Source organism: Burkholderia sp. HI2714, assembly GCF_002223085.1.
Taxonomy (GTDB): domain Bacteria; phylum Pseudomonadota; class Gammaproteobacteria; order Burkholderiales; family Burkholderiaceae; genus Burkholderia; species Burkholderia lata_D.
In genome coordinates this window covers 104,476-129,696 of sequence record NZ_NKFM01000021.1, presented here as the reverse complement: position 1 = coordinate 129,696, position 25,221 = coordinate 104,476, and the positions used below count along the sequence as shown (strand labels likewise).

Below are 25,221 nucleotides of genomic sequence, written 5' to 3'. Positions count from 1 at the left end.
GCGCCAAGCCCGTCCGGGGCCGCTGACGGGCGCGCCGCAGAGGCACCGATTCGCATCCTCACGGAGAACAAGACGATGGGTAAGCCGTTGCTGGGCCAGATGATGGACATGCCGTTGCTGGTGTCCTCGCTGATTTCTCACGCCGCGCGGCACGCCGGCGATACGGAGATCGTGTCGAAGCGCGTGGAAGGCGATCTGCATCGCTACACGTACCGCGATTGCGAGCGCCGCGCGAAGCAGCTGGCGCAGGCGCTCGCGCGGCTCGGCGTCGAAACCGGCGATCGCGTCGGTACGCTGGCGTGGAACGGCTACCGGCATCTGGAAGCCTATTACGGGATCGGCGGCATGGGTGCCGTGTGCCACACGATCAACCCGCGCCTCTTTCCCGAGCAGATCGCGTACATCGTCAATCACGCGGAAGACCGCTACGTCTTCTTCGACATCAATTTCGCGCCGCTCGTCGAGGCCATCGCGCCGCAATGCCCGCACGTGAAGGGCTGGGTCGCGATGACGGACGCCGCGCACCTCCCGTCCGGCACGACGCCGTTCCTCTGCTACGAAACGCTCGTCGAAGCGGAGGACGGCCGCTACGACTGGCCGCGCCTCGACGAGCAGCAGGCGTCGGGGCTGTGCTACACGTCGGGCACGACCGGCAACCCGAAGGGCGTGCTGTATTCGCACCGCTCGACCGTGCTGCACGCATACGGCGCCGCGCTGCCCGACGCGATGAACCTGTCCGCGATGGACGCCGTGCTGCCCGTCGTGCCGATGTTCCACGTCAACGCATGGGGGCTGCCGTACGCGGTGCCGCTCACGGGCGGCAAGCTCGTGCTGCCCGGCAAGGATCTCGACGGGAAATCGTTGTACCAGTTGATGGAGGCCGAGCGCGTGACGTTTTCCGCGGGCGTGCCGACCGTGTGGCTCGGCCTGCTCAACTACATGCGCGAGGCCGGCGTGCGCTTCTCGACGCTGAACCGCACGGTGATCGGCGGCTCCGCGTGCCCGCCCGCGATGCTGCGCACCTTCGAGGACGAATACGGCGTGCGCGTGATTCACGCATGGGGCATGACCGAGCTGTCGCCGCTCGGCACGCTCGCGAAGCTCAACTGGGCGCAGTCGCAGCGGCCGGTCGACGCGCAGCGCAAGCTGCTCGAGAAGCAGGGGCGCGTGATCTGCGGCGTCGACATGCGCATCGTCGGCGAGGACGGCCACGAACTGCCGTGGGACGGCGTCGCATTCGGCGAACTGCAGGTGCGCGGCCCGTGGGTGATCGATCACTACTTTCGCGGCGAGTCGTCGCCGCTGTCGGACGGTTGGTTCCCGACCGGTGACGTCGCGACGATCGATCCCGACGGCTTCCTGCAGATCACCGACCGCAGCAAGGACGTGATCAAGTCGGGCGGCGAGTGGATCAGCTCGATCGACATCGAAAACGTCGCGATTGCGCACCCGGGCGTGGCCGAGGCCGCCTGCATCGCCTGTGCGCATCCGAAATGGACCGAGCGCCCGCTGCTCGTCGTGGTGCCGCGCGAAGGGGCGAACCTGAGCCGCGACGCGCTGCTCGCGTTCTACGAAGGCAAGGTCGCGAAATGGTGGATTCCCGACGACGTCGTGTTCGTCGAATCGCTGCCGCACACCGCGACCGGCAAGCTGCAGAAGCTGAAGCTGCGCGAGACGTTCCGCGACTACGTGTTGCCGACGGCGGTCTGCGAGCCGTAACCCGGGGCCGAGCCGGAAGCGGCTCGTGAGGCGGTCGCCCGATCCGGGGACGGATCGGGCGACCGGCATCGGGAGCAAAATTCAAATTGAACGACCGTGCTTTTTCGTTGTATGCTGACTCCGTTCATCAGGACATGCGGCTGTTCGACCGCGCACAATGAAGCGCAGCCACCCCGGCGCGCGATGCATGGAGGCAGGCAGATGGCAGTGGATTACTCGACTCGCGACGGCGTGGCCGTCCTTACGCTCAACAATCCGCCCGTCAACGGGCTCGGCCTGTCGACCCGTCAGGGCGTCATGGACGCGCTCGATCGCGCCGCGCAGGACCCGTCGGTCACGGCCATCGTGCTGACCGGCGCGGGACGCGCATTCTCGGGCGGCGCCGACATCACCGAATTCAATACGCCGAAGGCGTTGCAGGAGCCGACGCTGCACACCGTGATCCGCGCGGTGGAGGCGAGCGCGAAGCCCGTCATCGCGGCGCTGCACAGCGTCGTGATGGGCGGCGGCCTCGAGCTCGCGCTCGGCGCGCACTACCGCGTCGCGGCGCCGGGCGCGCAGGTCGCGCTGCCCGAAGTGAAGCTCGGCCTGCTGCCGGGCGCGGGCGGCACGCAGCGCCTGCCGCGTGCGGTGGGGCTCGAAACCGCGCTGAACATGATCGTGTCGGGCGCGCCCGTGCCGTCGGAGCAGCTCGCGAAGAGCGGGCTGTTCGACGAAATGGCCGACGGCGACCTGCTCGACGCGGCCGTCGCGTTCGCCCGCAAGGTCGGTGCGCAGAAGGGGCCGCATCCGCGCGTGCGCGATCGCAAGATCGTCCATGAGAACGCCGCCGGCTTCATCCAGTTCGCGCGCAATTCGGCCCGGGCCGCCGCACCGAATTTCCCCGCACCGCACAAGTGTATCGACGCGATCGAGGCCGGTGTGCTGCACGGCTTCGACAAGGGCAGCGTTGCCGAGCGCGAGGGTTTCGTCGCGCTGATGATGACGCCGGAAAGCCGCGCGCTGCGGCATGCGTTCTTCGGCGAGCGCGCGGCGAGCAAGATTCCCGACGTGCCGGGCGATACGCCGCTGCGCGAGATCCGCCGTGTTGGCGTGATCGGCGCGGGCACGATGGGCGGCGGGATCGCGATGAACTTCGTCAACGCAGGGCTGCCCGTCACGCTGCTCGAGACGAAACAGGACGCGCTCGAGCGCGGCGTCGCGACGATCCGCAAGAACTACGACGCGCAGGTGAAGAAGGGCAAGCTCTCGCAGGAGAAGCTCGACGCGCGCATGGCGCTGATCACGCCCACGCTGTCCTATGACGACCTGAAGGACGCCGACCTGATCATCGAAGCCGTGTTCGAGGAACTCGGCGTGAAGGAGCAGGTGTTCAAGAAGCTCGACGAAGTCGCGAAGGCGGGCGCGATCCTCGCGTCGAACACGTCGACGCTCGACGTCGACAAGATCGCGGCGTTCACGAAGCGTCCGCAGGACGTCGTCGGCATGCACTTCTTCAGCCCGGCGAACGTGATGAAGCTGCTCGAGGTCGTGCGCGGCGCGCAGATCGCGAAGGACGTGCTCGCCACCGTGATGGCCGTCGCGAAGAAGATCCGCAAGACGGCGGTCGTGTCCGGCGTGTGCGACGGCTTCATCGGCAACCGGATGATCGAGCAGTACATCCGCCAGGCGCTCTTCATGCTCGAGGAAGGCGCGCTGCCCGCGCAGGTCGACCGTGCGATCGAGAAATTCGGTTTCGCGATGGGACCGTTCCGGATGAGCGACCTCGCCGGCAACGACATCGGCTGGGCAATCCGCAAGCGCCGCTACGTCGAGCAGCCCGAGCTCCACTACTCGAAGATCGCCGACCGCCTGTGCGAACAGGGCCGCTTCGGCCAGAAGACGGGCGCCGGCTGGTACGACTATGTGCCGGGCGATCGCAAGGCGAAGCCGTCTTCGCTCGTGGACGAGATGGTCGTCGCGTATTCGAAGGAGCGCGGTGTCGAGCGTCGGAAGATCGGCGACGACGAGATCGTCGAACGGCTCGTGTTCGCGCTCGTCAACGAAGGCGCGAAGATCCTCGAGGAGAAGATCGCGTCGAAGGCGTCCGACATCGACATGGTCTACCTGACCGGCTATGGCTTCCCGCTGTGGCGCGGCGGCCCGATGCTGTACGCGGACGTGGTCGGCCTCTACAACGTCGAGCGCGCGATTCGCCGCTACGCGGCTGCACCGAACGGCGACGCATGGCAGCTCGCGCCGTCGATCGCGGAGCTCGCGAAGGCCGGCCGCGGGTTCAACGGCTGACGCGCCGGATCGCGGCGCCACGCACACCCGGAGAAACGCAATGAAACGCACTGACGACGTCCTGCTCGTGATCGACGTGCAATACGACTTCATGCCGGGCGGCGCGCTCGCGGTGCCCGACGGCGACGCGGTCGTGCCGGTGATCAACGCGCTCGCGCAACGCTTCGACCAGGTCGTGCTGACGCAGGACTGGCACCCGCGCGAGCACGTGTCGTTCGCGGCGAATCACCCGGGCCGCGAACCGTTCTCCACGCTCGCGCTGCCGTACGGCGAGCAGGTGCTGTGGCCCGTGCACTGCGTGCAGGACACCGAAGGCGCGGCGTTGCATCGCGATCTCGATATCCCGCATGCGCGGCTCGTGATCCGCAAGGGCGGCGACGCGCAGGTCGACAGCTATTCCGCGTTCGTCGAAGCCGACCGCACGACGCGCACCGGGCTCGCGGGTTATCTGCGCGAGCTCGGCGCGAAGCGTGTGTGGTGCTGCGGGCTCGCTACCGACTATTGCGTCGCGTGGTCCGCGCTCGATGCGCGCGCGGCCGGTTTCGAAGCCGCGGTGATCAACGATGCGTGTCGCGCGATCGACCTGAACGGGTCGCTCGCCCACGCATGGCAGCAGATGCAGGCAGCGGGCGTCGCGCATGTGACGTCCGCGGGCGCGCGCCCGGCGGCGTAGCGCATTCCCAATCGATTTAGGGTCTGCTTACCTATGGAACGCACATGCGAATGCCCGAAATCGCTCGTAGGGCAAGAAGTGAGGAGCGCCGTTTCGCGTTGCCAAACGCCCCGAAGGAAGTCCCCTTGGGGGACAAGCGATGAGCGACGCCGCCATACGGGCGATTTCGGGCATTCCCGTGGAATGGATTTTTTAATTAGGGGTTGCCACGAGAACGGCCGCTCGCCGCGTTGCGCTCCTTGCGAATACGTCAGTATTCGCGGCGTCGCGCGCCTCGCGAGCGGCCGTTCTCGTGGCAACGCATGCGCGTTCCATAGGTAAGCAGACCCTAACATGAAGCAGGACCGAAGGAGACTCGCATGACCGAAGCCGTAATCGTATCGACCGCCCGCACGCCGCTGGCGAAATCCTGGCGCGGTGCGTTCAACATGACGCACGGCGCGACGCTCGGCGGCCACGCGGTCGCGGCCGCTGTTGAACGCGCGAAGCTCGACCCCGCCCGCGTCGAGGACGTGATCATGGGGTGCGCGAACCCCGAAGGCGCAACCGGCGCGAACATCGCGCGTCAGATCGCGCTGCGCGCGGGGCTGCCCGTGACGGTGCCGGGGATGACGGTGAACCGTTTCTGCTCGTCCGGGCTGCAGACCATCGCGCTCGCCGCGCAGCGGATCATCGCGGGCGAAGGCGAAGTGTATGTCGCGGGCGGCGTCGAATCGATCTCGTGCGTGCAGAACGAGATGAACCACCACATGATCCAGGAAGGCTGGCTCGTCCAGCACAAGCCCGAGATCTACTGGAACATGCTGCAGACGGCCGAGAACGTCGCGAAGCGCTACGGCATCTCGAAGGAGCGGCAGGACGAGTACGGCGTGCAGTCGCAGCTGCGCGCCGCGGCTGCGCAGGAAGCCGGGCGTTTCCGCGACGAGATCGTGCCGATCACGGTGCTCGCGGGCGTTGCCGACAAGGCGACGGGCCGCCTGTTCACGAAGGAAGTGACGGTCTCGGCCGACGAAGGGATTCGCCCCGACACGACGCTCGAAGGCGTGTCGAAGATCCGCTCGGCCGTGCCGGGTGGCGTGATCACCGCGGGCAACGCGAGCCAGTTCTCGGACGGTGCGTCGGCCTGCGTCGTGATGAGCGCCGACGCCGCGCAGCGCGAAGGGCTGCAGCCGCTCGGCGTGTTCCGCGGGTTCGCGGTGGCCGGTTGCGAGCCGGACGAGATGGGCATCGGCCCCGTGTTCGCCGTGCCCAAGCTGCTGAAGCAGGCGGGGCTGAAGGTCGACGATATCGGCCTGTGGGAGCTGAACGAAGCGTTCGCGGTGCAGGTGCTGTACTGCCGCGACACGCTCGGGATTCCTGAGGATCGTCTGAACGTGAACGGCGGCGCGATCGCGGTCGGCCATCCATACGGTGTGTCGGGCGCACGCCTGACGGGCCATGCGCTGATCGAAGGCAAGCGGCGCGGCGTGAAGTACGCGGTCGTCACGATGTGCATCGGCGGCGGGCAGGGCGCGGCCGGCCTGTTCGAAATCCTCTGATCTTTGGCGCGGAGCGGCCGCGGTTTCGCTTCGGCGAGACAGGCGGCCGCGTCGCGAATCGGCGCGACTGATCCGCCATTCGAAACAATCGGGAAGCAAAAGGCATGCGCCCGGCAATGCCGTTTCCCCTTACTTGTCAAACGAATTGCCCCACCTATACTTGCTCTGACATTTGCCTTTCGGCACGATGGGCCGGATCGTGCGTCGTGCGATCCGTGCCGCGAAGGTTCGAACCAACGCAGCAGACCGACCGGGGACCGAATGAGTACGACCTATGCAGCCGGGGAACCGCCGCGCGTCGTCAGCGCGGCCGCAAGGCTCTACGCGAAATGCCTGCTGGTCGGATTCGCGTTGCTGCCTGCCTATCTGATCGCTTATCTGTGGTTCTTCAGCGATCCGCACGTCGTGTTCGAGAACCACGCGTTCCATGAAATCGCGATCGCGGCCGCGACCCTCGAAGGCGCGTTCGTCACCTACGTGACGTGGGTCTGCTACCGCTCGTCCGGCGAGCCGCTGCTGCGCTGGCTGACACTCGGCTTTCTCGGCTTCGCGATGATCTATGCGCTGCACGGTGCATTCACCGGGATGGCGCATCACAACATCTGGCTGTTCCTGCTGTACGGGCCCGCGTCGCGGCTCGTGATGTCGATTCTGCTGCTCACGGGCCTGCTGTCGTATTCGCGTCCGCCCGATCGCTTCGAGAAGCGCACGAGCGTGCGCACGTGGCTGCCGTGGATCGTGTTCTTCGTGATCGTCAACGTGGCCGTGGCGTACATCGCGTATTCGCCGGTCGCGGGCGCGCCGGGCACGCGGCTGTCGATGGAAGGCGGCGCGCTCCTGTTCTCGCTGCTGAACGTCGCCGTGCTGCTCGCGCGGCGGATCCGCTCGCCGCTGATGGTGATCTACGGCGTGTCGATCATGGCGTTTGCGCTGTCGTCGCTCGCATTCATTCTCGGCAAGCCGTGGAATCACATGTGGTGGCTCGCGCATGCGATTTTTGCCGGCGGCTTCTTCCTGCTCAGCTACGGCGTCGTGCAGGCGCTGCAGACGACGCGCTCGTTCTCGGCGATCTACAGCCAGGAAGACCTGATGAGCCGGCTGTCGGAATCGATGGCGCGTACCGAAAGCGCGCTGCAGGAGCTGCGGCGCACGAACCAGAAGCTCGAATACATGGCCGCGACCGATCCGATGACGGGGGCGTCGAACCGCCGGCAGTTCATCGCGCAGGTCGAGCGCGAGATGGTGCGGGCCGAACGCGACGGCACGCCGTTCTGCCTGCTCGCGCTCGATCTCGACAATTTCAAGAACATCAACGATGCGTACGGGCACCAGATCGGCGACGAGGTGCTGCGCGGCGTCGTGCGCCAGTGCCTCGACGCGATCCGGCCGGCCGGCGGGCTCGCGCGGGTCGGCGGCGAGGAGTTCATGGCGCTGCTGCCGGACATGCCGCTCGAAGGCGCACGGATGACCGCCGAGCGCGTGCGCTCGTCGATCGCGAGTTCGCCGTTCGGGCTCGATTTCAAGCGCGTGCAGGTGACGGTCAGCGTCGGCGTTGCACAATACGGGCCCGACGGCAGCACGGTCGATGCATTGCTGCGTGTGGTCGACGAACGGTTGTACCAGGCGAAGCGGGAAGGGCGGAACCGGGTCGTGGCGCGGTGACGCGGGTTTGCGCGGCACGCGGACATCGGTGAGCGGACGCGGAACATTCGGCAACCCGGGCGTACGGAGGCTGTGTCTGGCGCCGCGATCTCCCACGAAGCCCCGGAGGCGGTAACGCGCCCGGGGCTTTTGCATGCCCGGTCGGCACGCGGCTGGCGATGCGCTACCGCGACGCCAGGGCCGCCGCGCTCTGCTTCGGCTGCGCATCCTGCATCCGCTGCGACGCCTGCCACCAGTACTTGCCCGCGCGCTGCTGCGGGTCGCGGATCGCGAGATACGTCGTACTCCAGAGCTGTGCCGCGTTCGCTTCGGTGGCGTCCGCGCTGCGCGTGCCGAAAGCATCGGTCTGGTACTTGCCGTTCACGTACGACCACGTCCACATCTCCGACGTGCGCATGTCGCGTCCGTTCGAGATCACCTGCCAGATCGTTTGCCGTGCCTGTGTGAGCAGCGTGCGTGTCGCGGCCGACAGGTCCTGGCGCGCGAGCTGGCGATCGAGCCCGGCCACCCACATCGCCTGCTGCCACGACCAGATCACCGTGCCGTGATACGCGGAACTGGTGAACTTCGGCCACAGCGCCTGGCTTGCATACGCCGGATTCGCGATCAGCATCCCGGCATCGGTCACGAGCCCGGTCGGGAACGGCCGCGTGACGTCGGTGACGATCCGCTGAAGTTCGTCGTCCGGCGGCGTGCCGAACAGCAGCGCAAAGCCGCCGTCCGAATTCATCACCGGAACCGGATTGCCCTGCTGATCGAGCGACAGCGCGTAGAACGCCAGCGGCGTGCCCGGCGCGGCGCCGGCCGGCACGCCTGCGGACGGCGCATAGGCCGACACGTCGGTGGCTGCCTGCGCGGCCGGCACGCTGACCTGGAACAGCGGCGGTGCCTGGGTTTCCCAAGTGGCCGCCTGGTTGGCCGTGTTGGCGAGCGTTGCGCGCTGTCCGGCATCCAGATACGGATCGAGCAGGCCGCGCGCGAGGAATGCGTTCGCCGCGCGCAACGCGGCCGGCACGAGCACCGCGTTGACGTCGTACGGATAGACGCCGCCGCCGAGCCCGTCGGTGCTGTCGCGCCAGTTGCCGACGATTTCGCCGGGCCGCAGGTGGATCAGGTTCGCGACCGACGGCTGCTGCGCGAACGGCTGCGCGGTCGTCGCGACGTGCAGCAGGTTGACGACCAGGCGGCTGCCATTGGTCTGCCCGTCGCTGCCGCGCTGCGCGAGATAGGCGGCCGCGCGCGCCTGGCCGCGCGTATCGTCGATCAGCCACGCGGCCGCGATCGGCGCGAGCAGGTAGTCGCTGTCGATCATCTTGTAGTCGTAGGTCGGCGTCGGATCGTTCGGCCGCCCGTTCTTCTGGTTGTCGACGAGGGCGAATTCGCCGATCCCTTCCTCGTGCGCGACCTTGCCGTCGGTGGACAGCCGGCTCAGCACCGACGACAGGCCGGCCTCGATCGCCGCGGGTTCGAGCACGGGCATCAGCATGCGCACCGAGATCAGCGTGTCGCGGCCGAAGTAGGTGTCGTATTGCCACGACCCGGCCAGCAGCTTGTCGTGGAAGCTCAGGAACTCAAGCACGTTCTGGCTCACCGGGTCGGGGTTCACCGATGGTGCGAGCAGGTCGGCGCGCGTGATCGGCGACAACGGCGTCTCGCCCGACAGCGCATCGACATGCAGCCGCAGCGTGTGCGAGCCCGCCGGTGCGCTCAGGACGAGCTTGCCGCCCGCTGCCGGCGCGATGCTGCCGCCGTCGCGCAGCGTGATGCGCAGTGAATAGCCGGGCGCGCCGTCGATCCGGTCGCGTTGCCATTGCACGGCGCTGCCCTGGACCGTCGGCGCGGTGAGGATCTGCTGCGGAATCGTGGCGCCGCCGTTGAAGTCGCGCAGGAAGCGCACGTTGCTGAGCACGCCCTGGCGGATCGTCAGCGTGTTGGTGTCCACCGACACGTCGGCACCGATGCCGTAAAGCGGGCGGCCGTGCGTGTCGGGTGCCGATAGCGCGGACGGCGGCGTGTCGAGGCTCCAGTTCACCGGCTGCGCGGTATCGTCGAACCACAGCCCGGTGCCGCTGTTGCCGGCGGGGAAGACCACGAGCAGACGCGGCTTTGTCGACGAGCGCACCAGCAGGTGTGCGGCGACGTTGTCCTGCCGGTAGAACGCGTTGATCTGGCCGCCGGTGTCCATGCGGAACGACAGTGCGGCGTTGTTCGACGGCGGATTGCTCGATTTGACGTCGTCGTCATTGCAGGCCGCGAGCAAGCCGGCGCAGATGAATCCGAGACACAGCGACTTCGCAAGGCGATGCATGTTGATGTCCCTCCTGATGACTGGCGATTTTTATGAGAATTATCGAATGAGCGGATGCTCGGTTTACTGCGTCCTGTATTGAAGAATTCCCGGAAACTATGGGATTAATCAGGATGTGATTTTGAGGCGAATTGAATGGGAGATAACCGACTGGCGGCTAATGCCGGAATTGAAAACAAAAGGAGGCGCTGCCCCGGCCAGGCATGAAAGACTTCTCTGCTGACGTTCCGGCGCCGTGCCGATATGGGTGCGCGCGCGGTGTGAAAAACGAAACGTAAGCTGTCGTAGGGGATTCTAAAGTTCGGATAAAGTCGAAGTCAATAATGATTTATGGCTTTCGAATAATGTTCTGGAATGAGGTCGCAATTATTGCTTGTTCGGTCGGTAAAATGTGCGAATTCACGGGGGAAATAGAGATGCGCTGATCGTCGAGTTTGGTGAAAATCGATTGGCAATCGATGTCGGTATTGGTGATTGATTCCGAACCGGGATTGAATCGTGGCGGTTTGCCTGTCGCCGTGTCTCGGGCGGTTCAAACGAAGGAGCGGAGTGCGGTGGATTCTGCAATACAGAGCCGTGAGCAACCGGCGTTCCTGCGACCGGGCTGGCGTGTGAATCCGTGAACCGGGCTCCATGCGATCACGCCAGCGGCGTCGGCAAGTTTGGTAGGCTTGGGGACCGCTTCCGTTTATCGAATTGGCGCAGTCGGTCATTGATGCGATTCGATATCCGTCTTTTGCGGGACTGACGATCTTGCGACAGAGCGACTCTCCATCGATGGCCGATGGGGGTTGACGTCGCCTTCACTCCGGAGAATGCGCCGTGCTGCACGTATCCGACGATTCAGTGGTCGTATTGGTTGATTTTCAGACGCGGCTGATGCCGGTGATCCACGACGGGGTGTCGGTCGTCACGCAGGCTGTCCGACTTGCCCGTATTGCGCAGATACTCGGGGTGCCGGTGATGGGTACCGAGCAGAGCCCCGTCCAGTTGGGCCGGAACGTGCCGGACATCAAGGATCTTTGCTCGAACACCGTCGTCAAGGACCATTTCGACGCATGCGCGGAGGGCCTGGTCGATGCATTGCCGGCCGGGCGCAACAGCGTCATCGTCGCCGGTTGCGAGGCGCACGTGTGCGTATTGCAAACAGCGTTCGGGCTGTTGCGCAGCGGCCGCAAAGTCACGGTGGTCAGCGACGCCGTGGGGTCGCGCAGGACGATCGACCGGGACGCGGGGATCGCCCGGCTCGCGGCGGCGGGGGTGCAAATCGCAACGGTCGAGATGATCGGGTTCGAATGGCTGGGCTCCAGCCGGCATCCGCGTTTTCGCGATGTGCTGCGCCTGATCAAGTGAGTCGCGGGGCCCGTGCGCTGACGGAAACAGCGTTCCGGGAGCCGGATGCGTGAATCTGGGGAGGTCGGCCGTTGGAGCCGGCGGGTTTGGTGGGCTGGCCGCCGGCGGTCGTGGGCGGGATCGTCGCGCCGGCTCGAAACCTCGTCGTCGCGGCGGCCGAGGTTTCTCGGCCGCCGACGGCGTTCACGCTGCTGCCGCCTGATGAACCGAGTCGCGCTGCTCGCCACCCAGGATATCGATGAGGCTGGTCAACATCCGCTCCAATTCACCGGTCATCAGCGTGACATCCGAGTCGAAGCGTTCATCGTCGTTCTGTGCGGTCGGATCCGCCGCTTCCTTGATCACGTCGAGCGGCGTCACGCGCTTGATCGTCAGCGACGGCGTCAGCACGAAGGAGATCCGGTTGTCCCAGGTCATCGCAAGGCGCATGCATTGCTTGCCGGCCTCGATGTGCCGGCGCATGTCGTTCGCTTCCAGCGCGTGGCCGACGTATCGCACCGTGGCGCCACCTTCGCCGCTCGAGCGCAACTCGGCGTCCTGGTCCACGGTGAATCCGCCCGGCGCCTCGCCGGACAACAGCCAATCCGTCATCGCGGCGACCGGCGAACGCACCACCTGAACACCGGCGAGCGGCAACTGATCGATCGATTTGACGAGCAGGCCGCGAACGTCGTCGGCAAGCGCCTGTGAAGCCGCATCGATGACGAGCCAGCCGTTCGCCGTATCGATCCACACGCGGGTATCGCGCTGAATGGTGAACGCGCGCGGGAGCAGTTCGTCGGTCACCTGCTCCTTGAGTTCGCGCATCTGTTTTCGCCCGACCTTGAAGCCCTGCTGCTCCTCGATTTCAAGCGCGCGGGCCTTGGTCACCTGAGTGACGACCGACGCCGGAAGCAGCTTCTTTTCGGCACGAAACGTCAGCAACATCTGCCGGTTGATCGAATAGACAAGTGCGCCGTCGTCACGCGGCGACGCCCATCCATGGCTCTGCATCTCGACGCTGGTGCCCGGCTGGAACGCGTGGGGCGCCAGCCATTTTTCCATCTGATCGGGGGTAACGGCCCAAGGTGCCGGAAGACGATGAAGCTGAAGGTTCTTGAACCACATAGGAGTACGGGCAAAGCGCACCATTCTATATGACGGTGATGCGTCCGGTGCGGATTCGGTCGCGCGATGTGACGGGCCAATCGTTGATGGATGTCGTGTCGAGCAGGTGGGCATCGCTCACCCAATTCGCCACGGTGAAAAAGCGGGCATCGTCGTCGAAATGAATATCGAAGCCCTGAGTGCGAAAGCTCCCACGGCTTTTTTGTGTGCAGCTCAACCAGCGCCCCGCGCCGATTCTTCGGCAGCGGGGCGCTTTCGTTTCAAGTCCTGACACTGACACGTGAGGTGGGTTCGGGAATATGGAGTGCGGCCTCCTTACTGTGAGCCGATCGGTGTGAAAACATCTTGGCCCACATTGGTGTGCTTCCACGAAAACTGGGCGAAAGCGTTTGCGTAGTAGTAGAGCGCGGTGATAGTCGGCGTGCCGTTCGTCACTCGGCAAAGTCCCGACCACGTTGTAATGCTGTTGTAGCTGGCCGAGCTATTGTTCCAGTTTACGGAAAAAGTAAGCAGCGTAACTTGATCAAGCCCGTTATTTGAAGGCGGTGCGGCATAGTACCAACCAGAAAGCGAAAAGGTTTGTCCTGTTGTTCCGGAGGGAGAAATATAAGTGCCTTGAATGGCGCCCGCTCCGGAAACGGAGCCGATTTTCATCGTTGAACCCAGCTCATTACGCCATGAGCCGATTGGGCTCTGGCAAGTTGGGGTGGTGGGAGCTGTTTCGGCCCATGAGGGTGATGTGAGCGTCGCCAAGATAGCGAGAGATGCGAGAGTCTTCTTCATTTTGGCTTCCTTTCGTGTGATTGTGCGGATCCCGCATATGGGCCCGACCACGCTGTGGTGAGCCTTACCCCCAATCCGACACGCAATTGCGCGAGCTCGACTGATGATTCCTGGTGGCAGCAATCATCCTTTTAAGAGGTTTGGTCGAGTGGGTGATTTATTCGAGCGATCGTTTCCATTAACAATGACGGGAAAAGTTGACCGGGCGAGAATGGTCTTGGTTGCTTTGTTATTCAATAGGCGGTTTTCTCTGGGGTGATTATTGGAAATTCAGAATAGGTTGATCGGGGGTGATTTGCAAGAATGCGAATTGGATTTTGGTGAATTTGCGGGGTCAATAAATGCTGACTTTGTGGTGATGTGGGGCTGAATTTTGTGGGCGTCATGGGATGGGTGAATTAAATGAAATTGTTGTCGATTATTTTCAATTATGTGCATCATGATTGATGTCACGTAGATGCGGTGCACCTCCCCATATTGGAGATGTGCCAATAGAAGGTGAAACCCGTTAGGCGAAGGCCCTACGGGTTTTTTGCTTTGGAGACGTAGAAATGCGAGTCGAGTCGACGAGCGTCGAACCGCGTGACGTTTGGTCGGCGTGGGATGAAGATCGAAGCGTGGGGTGCGTTACAGCGCGGTGTTTCGTGTTTGACGACGCGATGGACCGTGTCGTGTGGGCGATGGACCGCGCGGCTCGAGCGCCGATGTCGCGATCGGGGCGGGTCTGCCCACTTTTTGAGCAGGCGGGGACCCTACGGCCATCGCCATACGCGGGGGAGGGGCGGACCCGAGTTTTTTCTCTGCTGGCGAGTCTTCATAGGGGGGGCATATTCATGCCGACTCAGCAGCAGATCGCCGACCCTTCGCCGATCGCGAGGAGATTCTCCTTCCCGGTAATCCTGTACTTGTATCGCTAGCGCTTGGAGCCGGGCGGATTCACCAAACAGATCCTGTCCATCGAAGTCGGCAAGTTTGGTAGGCTTGTCGTCTGCCTTCGCTTGTCGGATCTTGGCGTCGTCAACTTACAGGGTGAAAAAGCCGGTATCGTCTTCGGGTGATCGAAACGATACCCGCTTTATTACCCGCATCTTTCTCGGCCGGACGCAACTTCCAGCGAACGCGAGTTAACGGTGAAAGGGCGTAAGATGCCCGACTGGCAAGGGTGACAGGCAAGTCGCCGAACCGGAACGAACAGGAGCAAACGAAGTGATCCGACATATCGTCATGTGGAAGTTGAAAGAATCGGCCGAAGGCGCGACGCGCGCACAGAATGCGCTGAAGCTGAAGGAAAAGCTCGAAGGCTGCCGCGATCTCGTGCCGGGCACGCTACAGATCGACGTCGGCGTGGCGACGCCGGGCCTCGACGCGACCGCCGACATCGTGCTGGTATCCGATTTCGCGGACAAGGCCGCACTCGATGCATACCAGGTGCACCCGGTTCACCAGGAAGTGAAGAAATTCGTCGTCGCGGTGGCCGAATCGCGCGAGTGCGTCGACTATATCGTCGACAGCGCACGATGAGCGACGCGGCAACCCCGACGGACGGCCCGTCGATCGAAAGCCCGTTCGTCGACATGCTCGGCGTGCAACTCGTGTCCGCGAAGGACGGCGCAAGCGAGATCGTGCTGCCGCTCGAGGAGCGGCACATGAACACGTGGAGCATCGCGCACGGCGGCGTGACGATGACGCTCGCGGACATCGCGCTCGCGATGGCGGCGCGCAGCCTGACCGACGACGGTATCGGCGTCGTCACCGTCGAGATGAAGGTGAACTTCATGCAGCCGGGGCGCGGTGAACTGCGCGCTTACGGACGCGTGATGCATCGCTCGACGACGATGGCCTACTGCGAAGGCGAAGTGCGCGACAGCGACGGCAATTTCGTCGCGAAGGCGCTCGGCACGTTCAAGTACATGCGGCGGCTCGCGGTGGGCCGCGACATCAAGCGGCAACGCTCGCGCACCGCGCCGGACGCCCAGCCCGGCCCGAGCGACGCGTAAGCGCCCGGACGCACGGCGGCCCTGCCTCTTCACCGGCAGGGCCGTTTTGTTTTGCGGCGTGCATCGGTTCTCCGCGGAATGTTGCAACACACGGCGCATCACGCCCGCCTGACGCGCGCATGGCATCATGCACGCTTGTCCGTTCACGGTGCCCCGCCGGCGCCGTCCTCACCGATGCCGCTGAATCCGAAGATCGCCCAGGTGCTCGACATGATCGAGCGTGCGAAACGTCCGTCCTATCACCACCAGACGCCGCAGCAGGCGCGCGCCGCGTATGAGAAGAGCGCGCCGATCCTCGACGTCGCACCGGCGCCGATGCATTCGGTCGAGGAATGTGTCGTGCCGACGCGCGACGGACGCACGATCGGTGCGAGGTTGTACCTGCCGGTCGCGCCGAGCCTCGCGGAGCCGCTGCCCGCGCTCGTCTACTACCACGGTGGCGGCTTCACGGTCGGCAGCGTCGATACGCACGACGCGCTGTGCCGGATGTTCGCGCACGATGCGCAATGTGCGGTGCTGTCGGTCGGCTACCGGCTCGCGCCCGAACACCGGTTTCCGACCGCGGTGAACGACGCCGACGATGCGTTGCAATGGCTGCATCGCGAAGCGGCCACGTTCGGCATCGATGCCGAGCGATTGGCCGTCGGCGGCGACAGCGCGGGCGGCACGCTCGCGACCGTCTGCGCGGTGCTTGCACGCGACGCAGGCATTCGTCTTGCGCTGCAGATGCTGATCTACCCGGGCGTGACGGGCTTCCAGGACACCGAATCGCACGCACGGCTCGCGAACGGCTACCTGTTGACGCAGGACACGATCCAGTGGTTCTTCACGCAATACGTGCGCGATCGGGCGGACCGCGACGACTGGCGTTTCGCACCGCTCGACGGCACGCGCGATGCGCCGTCGTTCGCGGGCGTCGCACCGGCGTGGATCGCGACGGCCGAATACGATCCGCTGAGCGACGAAGGCGCCGCGTATGCGGAGAAGTTGCGCGCGGCGGGAAACGCGGTCACGCTGGTCTGCTATCCGGGGATGATCCACGAATTCTTCAAGATGGGCGGCTACGTGCCCGAGGTGCGGGCCGCGCATGCCGACGCGGTCGCGGCGTTGAAGGGCGCATTCGACGACGTTTGACAACGTTTGACGGCGGTTGTTGAGCGGCGTATGCGCCGCATGGAGGGGGCTGCGATGACGAACGGCGTGGTGGAAACGGGCGACTGGACGGTCCTGGGCGGCGACGCCGCGCGGATCCGCGACGCGGTGTTCGTGCGCGAGCAGCAGATTCCGCCGGAATGGGAGCTCGATGACGACGATCCGCTGTCGCTCCATGCGGTGGCGTACCGCGTCGATGCGGCGACCGGCGCACGCCGCGCGGTCGCGACGGGGCGGCTGCTGCCGTCCGGCACGATCGGCCGCGTCGCGGTGCTGGCCGACGCGCGCGGGCAGGGCGTCGGGTCAGCCGTGCTGAACGCGCTGCTGGAGGCCGCGCGGCGTCGCGGCGAAATCGTCGTACGGCTCTACGCGCAGGATTCGGCCGTGTCGTTCTACCTGCGGCACGGCTTCGCGGCGGTCGGTGAACCGTTCGTCGAAGCCGGCGTGCCGCACGTCGAGATGGCGCGCGCGCCGTAGCGCGGCGCCTGCTTGCGTGCTCAGCGCGGCGGCGCCGCGTCGAGGTCGAACGTGAACGCGCGCTCGAACGTGCCCGGGCGAACGGTGCGGTGCGAGCCGTCGTCGTCGCAGCGTTCCTTGATCTCGACCGTCAGCCGCACGCCTTCCTTCATCGTGACGCGCAGCGCGGTCGTGCCGCGCGTACCGTATTCGGGTGTCTCGATGAACGCCGCCGACAGCGCACGCTCGCGCTCGATCGGAATGCCGGTGTGCGGCAGTGCATCGTCGTCCGCGACATGCGGGTCGCGCATCAGCTCGATCAGTTCGTCGAGCGACGGGGTCGGATTGTCGGTGAGCAGCGTGCCGAGCTCCGCGCGCTTGCGCACCACTTTCGGCCAGGGCGTATCGAGCCGCGCATTCGACAGCGCATGGACGCCGGGCGCGATCGCGACGGGCGCGGCGACAGCGCTTTCACCTTCGGGCGCGCGATTGCAAAACCACGCGAGCTCACGCCGTCGCCAGTCCCCGACGAGCAGGTTGAAGCCGTTGTAGACGGCCGCATGCTCCGCGAGCTGCCCGAGATAGTCGAGCGGCGCGACGGACGGGCCGCCGAGGAAGTCGGACACGAGCTTGCCGCGGCTCGGTGCACCCGCGCGGATGTCGAACGGCGCGCGGTAGTTCGTCAGCGCGGCGAAACGGCCGTCGCGCGATACGCCGAGCCACGTGCCGCCCGCTTCGAGATCGCGGCCGGCCAGCACGCCCGGTACATCTTCCCACCACGAGAGCGGCGCGCTCGTCCGACGAAAGAACTCGTCGCGGTTGGCGGTGAGGGTAAAGACGGGACCGGCGGCGACATCAGGCTGCCAGTCGAAGGCAATCAGACACATCGGGCGAATCTCTCGCAGGAAACATCGGGCGCCGGCTGCGACTCGCGAGCCGGCGCGCGAACGGGTTGTCAGTGCATCACGCTTCCGTCGGCCACGCGTACGGCAGCGTATCGAACGCGAGCACCGGGCCGTCGGCTGCACCGAGGTGCACCGTGCCGTTGTCGAGCGCGGCGAGCTTGATCTCGACGAGCGCGTCGACACCGCCTGCGGGCGCGGCCGCCGCGTTGACGATCATCCCGCAGGGCTGGCCGGGATCGTCGCTGTGGAACAGCTCGACGCCGGCACGCACGGTATCGGTCTCGCCGGCGACATGCGCGAGCGCCGTGCGGCGCTTGATCGTGCCGCGGTACTGGCTGCGCGCGACGATTTCCTGGCCCGGGTAGCAGCCCTTGCGAAAGTTAACGGCGCCGATCACGTCGAAGTTGACCATCTGCGGCACGAACTGTTCGACGGCAGGCTGCGTGATGCGCGGTTCGCCCGCGCGGATGTCGAGCCAGTCCCAGACGGCCGGCGACACGACCGGCAGCGACCCGCCGAGCGCGGCGATGCGCGCGTCGACTTCCGCGCGCGGGCCGACCCACAGATAGCGCTTGCGGCCGGCTGCATCGGGCACGCGGATCAGCGTGCCGGCGGGGCCGTCGACCTTCACGTGCACGCCGTCCGGCAGCGCATCGAAGATGCCCGACAGCGCGTCGCGCACGTCGCCCGCGAAACCGGCCACCGCGAGCGTGTCGCTCGCATCCGTCAGCTTCGCTTTGGCACGCAGCACGAACATCGACAGCCGCTTCTGCACGGCCGCCTGCACGTCCTTCGATACCAGCAGGCGCACGCCGTGGCCGGCGCGCCACGTGAGGAACGAGCCGAGGAGGCGCCCCTTCGGCGAGCAATAGCCGGATAGTCGCGCGCTGGCGGCGTCGAGATGTTCGATGTCGTTGGTGAGCTGGCTGTGCAGGAACGTCGCGGCATCATCGCCGGCCACGTCGATCACGCCGAACTGCGGCAACGGCATGCAGGCGCCCGGCGCATCGAAATCGGCGGCGGACGGGCGGGGGAAAACGGGGAGCGAGGCGGGTGCGGCCTGGACTGCCGGTGAAGCGAACGGTGTGCTCATGGAATGAGGGAACAGTCAACCCTGACTTTGACGGAGGCGAGCAAGTATTATATGGGTCTTACCTGAGTCACGTTTCCATGTCCCTACTGAAGAAATGCGCCGCGACGATCGTGGCGCTGGCCGTCGTTGTGGCCGCTGCCGGCGCGGGCGGCGGGTATTACTGGGCAACCCGGCCCCTGCTGCTGGGTTCGCCATCGCTCGACGTCACGATCAAGCCGCGCAGCAGCGTGAAGAGCGTCGCGCTGCAGTTGAAGCGCGGCGGCGTGCCGGTCGCGCCGCTCGGCTTCGTCGCGATGACGCGCGTGCTCGGGCTGTCGAGCCGGCTCAAGTCCGGCAACTACGAATTCAAGACCGGCATCACGCCTTACGAGGTACTGCAGAAGATCGCGCGCGGCGACGTGAACGAGTATGTCGCGACGGTCATCGAAGGCTGGACCTTCAAGCGGATGCGCGCGGAACTCGACTCGAACCCCGATCTCGCGCACTCGACGGCCAGCATGAGCGACGCCGAGCTGCTGCGCGCGATCGGCGCGTCGGACAGCGCGGTGCAGCGCGGCAGCGGCGAGGGGCTGTTCTTCCCCGACACCTATCTGTTCGACAAGGGCACGAGCGACCTGAACATCTACCGGCGCGCGTACCATCTGATGCAGACGCGTCTCGACGAGGCCTGGGCCGCGCGCGTGCCGGGCCTGCCGTACAAGACGCCTTACGAAGCGCTGACGATCGCGTCGATCGTCGAAAAGGAAACGGGCCATGCGGCCGACCGCGCGTTCGTCGCGGCCGTGTTCGCGAACCGGCTGCGCATCGGCATGCCGCTGCAGACCGATCCGTCGGTGATCTACGGGCTCGGCGACGCGTACGACGGCCGCCTGCGCAAGCGCGACCTGCAGGCCGACACTCCTTACAATACCTACACCCGACGCGGGCTGCCGCCCACGCCGATCGCGTTGCCGGGCGTGGCCGCGCTGCAGGCGGCGATCAACCCGGCACCAACGAGCGCGCTCTATTTCGTCGCGAAAGGCGATGGCACGAGCGTGTTCTCGGACACGCTCGGCGACCACAACAAGGCCGTGGACAAGTACATACGAGGTCAATAATGGCGAGCGGTAAATTCATCACGTTCGAAGGCATCGACGGGGCGGGGAAGACCACCCACCTGCAATGGTTCTGCGAACGCCTCCAGGGCAAGCTGGCCGCGGCCGGCCGGCAAGTCGTCGTCACCCGCGAGCCGGGCGGCACGCAGCTCGGCGAGAAATTGCGCGAGATCCTGCTGAACCAGCCGATGGATCTCGAGACGGAAGCGCTGCTGATGTTCGCCGCGCGCCGCGAGCATCTCGCGCTCGTGATCGAGCCGGCGCTCGCGCGTGGCGACTGGGTCGTGTCCGATCGCTTCACCGATGCGACGTTCGCGTACCAGGGCGGCGGCCGCGGGCTGCCGCGCGACAAGCTCGAGACGCTCGAGCGCTGGGTGCAGGGCGGTTTCCAGCCCGACCTGACGGTGCTGTTCGACGTCGCGCCGCAGGTGGCGAGCGAGCGCCGCGGCGCCGCACGCATGCCCGACAAGTTCGAAAGCGAGTCCGACGCGTTCTTCTCGCGCACGCGTGGCGAGTACCTGCGGCGCGCGGAAGAGGCGCCGCACCGCTTCGCGATCGTCGATGCGACGCAGACGATTCCCGAGATCCGCCAGCAGCTCGAACGCGTGCTCGCCGCGCTGTAATTCGCAAGGAACGCACCCCATGATCTATCCGTGGCAGACCGACGACTGGAACCGCCTGCAGCAACTGCGCGCGCAATGGCCGCACGCGCTGCTGCTGCATGGCCAGGCCGGGATCGGCAAGCTGCAGTTCGCGCAGCATCTCGCGCAGGGCTTCCTGTGCGAATCGCCACAGCCGAACGGCGAGCCGTGCGGCACTTGCGCGGCCTGCACCTGGTTCTCGCAGGGCAACCATCCGGATTACCGGATCGTGCTGCCCGAGGCGCTGGCGGGTGAGGCGCCGGGCGCCGTGGACGACACGAAGGCGGCCGACGCGGACGAAGGCGGCAAGAAGGCGCGGGCGCCGAGCAAGGAAATCAAGATCGAGCAGGTGCGCGCGCTGCTCGACTTCTGCGGGGTCGGTTCGCACCGCGGCGGCGCGCGTGTCGTCGTGCTGTATCCGGCCGAAGCACTCAACGTCGCCGCGTCGAACGCGCTGCTGAAAACGCTGGAGGAACCGCCGTCCGGCGTCGTGTTCCTGCTCGTGTCGGCGCGCATCGACCGCCTGCTGCCGACCATCATCAGCCGCTGCCGACAGTGGCCGATGGCGGTACCGGCGCCCGACGCGGCCGCGGCGTGGCTCGCCGCGCAGGGCGTCGATCATGCGCCGGCGCTGCTCGCCGAGGCCGGCGGTGCGCCGCTCGCCGCGCTGGCGCTTGCGAGCGACGAGAACCGCCCGCTGCGCGACTACACGCTCGGACAGCTCGCGGCCGGTGCGGCCTGCGACCCGTTCGCGTGCGGCGAGACGCTGCAGAAACTGCCGGTGCCGCTGGTGCTCGGCTGGCTGCAGCGCTGGCTGTACGACCTGCTCGCGCAGCGGATGGCGGGCGCACCGCGCTACTTCCCGATGCACGCGGCGGCGCTCGCGCGCTGCGCAGAAGCGGTCGATGCGAACGCGTTCGCCCGCTTCATGAAGGCCGTGACGCGGCAGCGGACGGTCGAGAACCATCCGCTCAACGCGCGGCTCGTATTCGAGGAATTGTTTCTCGGATATCGGGAAATGTTCGCGTGATCCGGCATTGTTTCTCGCGGGTTGCGAAACGATGACGGGCCCACGCCGCGACGCGACCGTGGCCGTCCGGCCCGCGAACGCTGCCCGTTGCCGCATGCCGGCGAGCGCATGAGCGCCCGCCTTACGTATTCAGGAAACACGATGTTCGTCGACTCTCACTGCCATATCAATTTCAAGGGCCTGGCCGACCGCCTGCCGGCCGTTCTCGAGAACATGCGCGAGCACGACGTCACGCACGCGCTGTGCGTGTCGGTCGATTTCGAGACGCTGCCGGAGATCCTGGCGATCGCGGACGCGCACGACAACGTCTATGCGTCGGTCGGCGTGCATCCCGATCACGAGGACATGCACGAGCCGACGCTCGCGGAGCTCGTCGAGCTGGCCGCGCACCCGAAGGTCGTCGCGATCGGCGAAACGGGCCTCGACTACTACCGCCTCGAAGGCCGCTCGATCGACGACATGGAATGGCAGCGCGAACGCTTTCGCACGCATATCCGCGCGGCGACCGCGACGATGAAGCCGCTGATCATCCACACGCGCTCGTCGTCGGAAGACACGCTGCGGATCATGGCCGAGGAGCGCGCGGACGTGCCGGGCGGCGTGATGCACTGCTTCACCGAGCCGTGGCCGGTGGCCGAGCAGGCGCTCGCGCAGAACTTCCATATCTCGCTGTCGGGCATCGTCACGTTCAAGAACGCGACCGACGTGCAGGACGTCGCGCGGCGCGTGCCGCTCGACCGGCTGCTGATCGAGACCGACTCGCCGTACCTCGCGCCGGTGCCGTATCGCGGCAAGCCGAATGAACCTGCGTACGTCAGCCATGTCGGACGCTTTATCGCATCCGAGCGCGGGATCGCCGTCGAGGCGCTCGCCGATGCGACGACACAGAACTTTTTCCGGCTGTTCAAGATCGCGCGCTAACGACGTGCGCGCAGCCGACAACCCAGGGAAGGAGCCCACAACAATGACGAAGCCGACCAACCATCTGCCGAAACGCGCACTCGTTGCCGCCGCACTCGTCGCGAGCGGCCTGTTCGCGGCAGCCGGCGCGCATGCCGAATCGCTCGACGCGATCGTCAAGGCCGTCAAGTTCGACGACATCGCCGACATCGGCAAGCAGCTCAAGAGCGGCAAGCTCGACCCGAACACGATCGCGCCGAACGGCGACCCGCTGATCGTGATCGCCGCGCGCGAGAAGTCCGACAAGGTCGCGGCGGCGCTCGCCACGACGCCGAACGTCGACCTCGAGAAGGAAGACAAGGCCGGCGAAACGGCGCTGATGCTCGCATCGCTGAACGGCGATGTCGGCCTTGCCAAGCTGCTGATCGACAAGGGTGCGGAAGTCAGCAAGAAGGGCTGGGCGCCGCTGCACTACGCGGCCACCAACGGCCAGGACGCAGTCGTGAAGCTGCTGCTCGACCACGACGCGTACATCGATACCGCATCGCCGAACGGCACGACGCCGCTGATGATGGCCGCACGCGGCAATCATCCGTCGACGGTCACGCTGCTGCTCGACCAGGGCGCCGATCCGCAGGTGAAGAACCAGCTCGGCATCACCGCGCTCGAATTCGCGAAGCACTACAACGCGCCGGACGCGATCGAGATCCTGAGCAAGCGGACGACCCGCATCGGGGCATCGACGCCGGCAGATGCGCAAAAGAGTGCAAAATGACGGTTTTCGGTGCGGCAGACGGTGCCCGCCCGGCCGGATTCCGGCCGGAGCAGGGCAATCCGGCGCCGCGCCGGCCAAGGCAGCAGGCGGCCTCGGGCCGCATTGACATAAGGAACACCATGTTGCGCGCAATGTTTTGTGCCGCGGCGTTTGCCGTGCCGTTGTCGGCGGCGGCTTTCACGGGCGCTGATCTCGACCGGCTGTGCGCGAAGACGGACGTCAAGTCGCGGGCGTCGTGCGCGGCCTACATCGAAGGCGCCGCCGACGGCGTCTACAACACCATCGATGCGATCGGCGGCACGACGGGGCCGCGGGTCGGCCAGTATTTCTGCCTGCCGCCCGACATCCGGGCGCAGCAGATGACCGACGCGGTGCGCAAGTACATCGCGGAGAATCCGAAGCTGGCCGACTACAACGCGAGCACCGCGGTGTCGCTCGGTCTCGGCAAAGCGTTTCCCTGCAGGAGCGGCAGCTGACCTGACGCCGTGTCCGGGCCCGCGCGCGGCCCGGGCGTCGCCGACGCATCCAGGACGAGGCGTGCGCGCCTCATAACCCACGGGCGCCGATGATTTCAATCGAGGAACTGCAGCGCATCACCGATGCGCCGCTGCATTCATGGCTCGGCACGCTGGCCGTGTCCGTCATCGTCTTGCTGGTCGTCACGGTCGTGCACCGTCTCGGCGCACGCATCGTCAAGCGCATCGCGCAGCCGTATCCGTTGATGAGCGCGATCCTGCGCTACATCGACAGGCCTTCGCTCGTCGTGCTCGCGCTGCTGGCGCTCGAATTCCTGTGGGTCCAGGCGGACGACGGCATGGCGTTCGTGCGCGGCATGCGCACGGCGGCGGCGGTCGGCTCCATCATTTCGCTGACGTGGCTGCTGGTGCGGCTTGCGGCCGGCGTCGGCGACGCCATCATCCAGGCGCATCCGATCGATACGGCCGACAACCTCCAGGCCCGGCGCGTCCATACGCAGGCCAAGGTACTCGTGCGGACCGTGATGGTGCTGATCGTGATCATCGGCACCGGCGCCGCGCTGATGACGTTCCCGAACGTGCGCCAGGTCGGTGCGAGCCTGCTGGCGTCGGCCGGCGTCGCGGGCCTGGTCGCCGGTATTGCCGCACGGCCGGTGCTCGGCAACCTGATCGCCGGGCTGCAGATCGCACTCACGCAGCCGATCCGGCTCGACGACGTGGTCGTGATCCAGGGCGAGTGGGGGCGCATCGAGGAAATCACCGGCTCGTTCGTGTCGGTGCGGCTGTGGGACCAGCGGCGCCTCGTCGTGCCGCTGCAGTGGATCATCGAGAACCCGTTCACGAACTGGACGCGCAGCAGCTCGGAAATCATCGGCACGGTTTACCTGTCGGTCGATTACCGCACGCCGCTCGCGCCGCTGCGCGAGGAGCTCGCACGGCTCGTCCACGCGGCACCGGAGTGGGACGGCCGCGTGCAGGTGCTGCAGGTGACCGACGCGACGGAACGCACGATGCAGTTGCGTGCGCTCGTCAGTGCGGCCGATTCATCGTCGTGCTGGGACCTGCGCTGCCGCGTGCGCGAAGGGCTGATCGCCTACCTGCAGGACCGCTATCCGCAATGCCTGCCGCGCAGCCGGATGGAACTGTATCCGCACGATGCCGCGCCGAACGCGCCGAATCCCGAACGGCCGCACGCGCGCTCGCCTGCCGCCAGCACGGCGGCCAATACCGCGGCCGACCCGCAGACCGCCGAAGGCCGCTGACAGCGGCCCGC

General features: G+C 66.2%; 22 protein-coding genes. 17 read left to right on the top strand and 5 right to left on the bottom strand.

All coding sequences use genetic code 11. The features are described 5' to 3' along the window. Positions 1–75: 75 nt before the first annotated feature. The 5 genes from CFB82_RS10720 to CFB82_RS10700 all read left to right on the top strand — a co-directional run bounded on the left by CFB82_RS10720 (position 76) and on the right by CFB82_RS10700 (position 7,878). Positions 76–1,719 carry a 3-(methylthio)propionyl-CoA ligase gene (locus tag CFB82_RS10720; protein WP_089484108.1) on the top strand — a complete coding sequence of 548 codons (1,644 nt, stop codon included), beginning with the start codon at positions 76–78 and terminating at the stop codon, positions 1,717–1,719. A 201-nt stretch (positions 1,720–1,920) separates the two neighbouring features. After that, positions 1,921–4,005 (top strand): 3-hydroxyacyl-CoA dehydrogenase NAD-binding domain-containing protein, encoded by a 2,085-nt coding sequence (locus tag CFB82_RS10715; RefSeq protein WP_089484107.1) that lies wholly within the window; start codon positions 1,921–1,923, stop codon positions 4,003–4,005. A gap of 40 nt (positions 4,006–4,045) precedes the next feature. After that, a complete protein-coding gene (pncA, locus tag CFB82_RS10710) occupies positions 4,046–4,678 on the top strand; it encodes a bifunctional nicotinamidase/pyrazinamidase (RefSeq protein ID WP_089445808.1) in 633 nt (210 codons plus the stop codon). 359 nt (positions 4,679–5,037) lie between these two features. Further along, positions 5,038–6,216, top strand: coding sequence for an acetyl-CoA C-acyltransferase (locus tag CFB82_RS10705; protein WP_069248202.1), 1,179 nt, complete (start codon positions 5,038–5,040; stop codon positions 6,214–6,216). A 261-nt stretch (positions 6,217–6,477) separates the two neighbouring features. After that, positions 6,478–7,878, top strand: a complete 1,401-nt coding sequence (locus tag CFB82_RS10700; RefSeq protein WP_069248201.1) for a sensor domain-containing diguanylate cyclase — start codon at positions 6,478–6,480, stop codon at positions 7,876–7,878. Positions 7,879–8,041: 163 nt separating this feature from the next. On the opposite strand, the gene CFB82_RS10695 is transcribed toward CFB82_RS10700, so the two are convergent. After that, complete coding sequence (locus CFB82_RS10695) at positions 8,042–10,186, bottom strand: hypothetical protein (protein WP_089484106.1); 2,145 nt, start codon at positions 10,184–10,186, stop codon at positions 8,042–8,044. 822 nt (positions 10,187–11,008) lie between these two features. On the opposite strand from CFB82_RS10695, the gene CFB82_RS10690 reads away from it, so the two are divergent. Then, positions 11,009–11,539 (top strand): isochorismatase family protein, encoded by a 531-nt coding sequence (locus tag CFB82_RS10690; RefSeq protein ID WP_069248199.1) that lies wholly within the window; start codon positions 11,009–11,011, stop codon positions 11,537–11,539. Between the two features lie 183 nt (positions 11,540–11,722). Here CFB82_RS10690 and CFB82_RS10685 read toward each other — a convergent pair whose 3' ends face one another. Together CFB82_RS10685 and CFB82_RS10680 are read right to left on the bottom strand one after the other, a co-directional pair. Then, the gene (locus tag CFB82_RS10685) at positions 11,723–12,646 is read right to left on the bottom strand and encodes a recombination-associated protein RdgC (protein ID WP_069248198.1); all 924 of its coding nucleotides are present in this window, start codon (positions 12,644–12,646) and stop codon (positions 11,723–11,725) included. Positions 12,647–12,961: 315 nt separating this feature from the next. Further along, entirely contained in the window at positions 12,962–13,429 is a 468-nt protein-coding gene (locus CFB82_RS10680) for an avidin/streptavidin family protein (protein ID WP_083265891.1), read from the bottom strand. 1,206 nt (positions 13,430–14,635) lie between these two features. Between CFB82_RS10680 and CFB82_RS10675 the strand changes: the two genes are divergently transcribed. The 4 genes from CFB82_RS10675 to CFB82_RS10660 all read left to right on the top strand — a co-directional run bounded on the left by CFB82_RS10675 (position 14,636) and on the right by CFB82_RS10660 (position 17,055). Then, positions 14,636–14,950 (top strand): Dabb family protein, encoded by a 315-nt coding sequence (locus tag CFB82_RS10675; RefSeq protein WP_027787175.1) that lies wholly within the window; start codon positions 14,636–14,638, stop codon positions 14,948–14,950. Then, positions 14,947–15,426 (top strand): PaaI family thioesterase, encoded by a 480-nt coding sequence (locus tag CFB82_RS10670; protein ID WP_046545900.1) that lies wholly within the window; start codon positions 14,947–14,949, stop codon positions 15,424–15,426. The genes CFB82_RS10675 and CFB82_RS10670 overlap by 4 nt, the downstream gene beginning before the upstream one ends. A gap of 174 nt (positions 15,427–15,600) precedes the next feature. Then, on the top strand, positions 15,601–16,560 hold the full coding sequence (locus tag CFB82_RS10665) for an alpha/beta hydrolase (RefSeq protein ID WP_089484105.1): 960 nt from the start codon (positions 15,601–15,603) through the stop codon (positions 16,558–16,560). A 54-nt stretch (positions 16,561–16,614) separates the two neighbouring features. Further along, positions 16,615–17,055, top strand: a complete 441-nt coding sequence (locus CFB82_RS10660; protein WP_069248160.1) for a GNAT family N-acetyltransferase — start codon at positions 16,615–16,617, stop codon at positions 17,053–17,055. Between the two features lie 20 nt (positions 17,056–17,075). Here CFB82_RS10660 and CFB82_RS10655 read toward each other — a convergent pair whose 3' ends face one another. Beyond that, entirely contained in the window at positions 17,076–17,921 is an 846-nt protein-coding gene (locus CFB82_RS10655; protein WP_089484104.1) for an NRDE family protein, read from the bottom strand. A gap of 76 nt (positions 17,922–17,997) precedes the next feature. Next, positions 17,998–19,032 (bottom strand): CAF17-like 4Fe-4S cluster assembly/insertion protein YgfZ, encoded by a 1,035-nt coding sequence (gene ygfZ, locus CFB82_RS10650; RefSeq protein WP_089484103.1) that lies wholly within the window; start codon positions 19,030–19,032, stop codon positions 17,998–18,000. 77 nt (positions 19,033–19,109) lie between these two features. Here ygfZ and mltG point away from each other — a divergent pair, with 77 nt between their 5' ends. From mltG to CFB82_RS10615, 7 genes are all read left to right on the top strand, one after another. Beyond that, the gene (gene mltG / locus CFB82_RS10645; protein ID WP_089484102.1) at positions 19,110–20,129 is read left to right on the top strand and encodes an endolytic transglycosylase MltG; all 1,020 of its coding nucleotides are present in this window, start codon (positions 19,110–19,112) and stop codon (positions 20,127–20,129) included. Further along, positions 20,129–20,749: a dTMP kinase gene (gene tmk, locus CFB82_RS10640; protein WP_069248156.1), complete on the top strand. Its 621-nt coding sequence runs from the start codon at positions 20,129–20,131 to the stop codon at positions 20,747–20,749. The genes mltG and tmk overlap by 1 nt, the downstream gene beginning before the upstream one ends. 19 nt (positions 20,750–20,768) lie before the next feature. Beyond that, positions 20,769–21,797, top strand: coding sequence for a DNA polymerase III subunit delta' (locus CFB82_RS10635; protein WP_089484101.1), 1,029 nt, complete (start codon positions 20,769–20,771; stop codon positions 21,795–21,797). A 141-nt stretch (positions 21,798–21,938) separates the two neighbouring features. Continuing rightward, a complete protein-coding gene (locus tag CFB82_RS10630; RefSeq protein ID WP_089484100.1) occupies positions 21,939–22,718 on the top strand; it encodes a TatD family hydrolase in 780 nt (259 codons plus the stop codon). Positions 22,719–22,761: 43 nt separating this feature from the next. Continuing rightward, positions 22,762–23,472: an ankyrin repeat domain-containing protein gene (locus tag CFB82_RS10625; RefSeq protein ID WP_011352329.1), complete on the top strand. Its 711-nt coding sequence runs from the start codon at positions 22,762–22,764 to the stop codon at positions 23,470–23,472. Positions 23,473–23,591: 119 nt separating this feature from the next. Continuing rightward, positions 23,592–23,948 carry a Rap1a/Tai family immunity protein gene (locus CFB82_RS10620; protein WP_059506076.1) on the top strand — a complete coding sequence of 119 codons (357 nt, stop codon included), beginning with the start codon at positions 23,592–23,594 and terminating at the stop codon, positions 23,946–23,948. Between the two features lie 89 nt (positions 23,949–24,037). Then, positions 24,038–25,210, top strand: coding sequence for a mechanosensitive ion channel family protein (locus tag CFB82_RS10615; protein ID WP_069248153.1), 1,173 nt, complete (start codon positions 24,038–24,040; stop codon positions 25,208–25,210). Positions 25,211–25,221 lie beyond the last annotated feature (11 nt).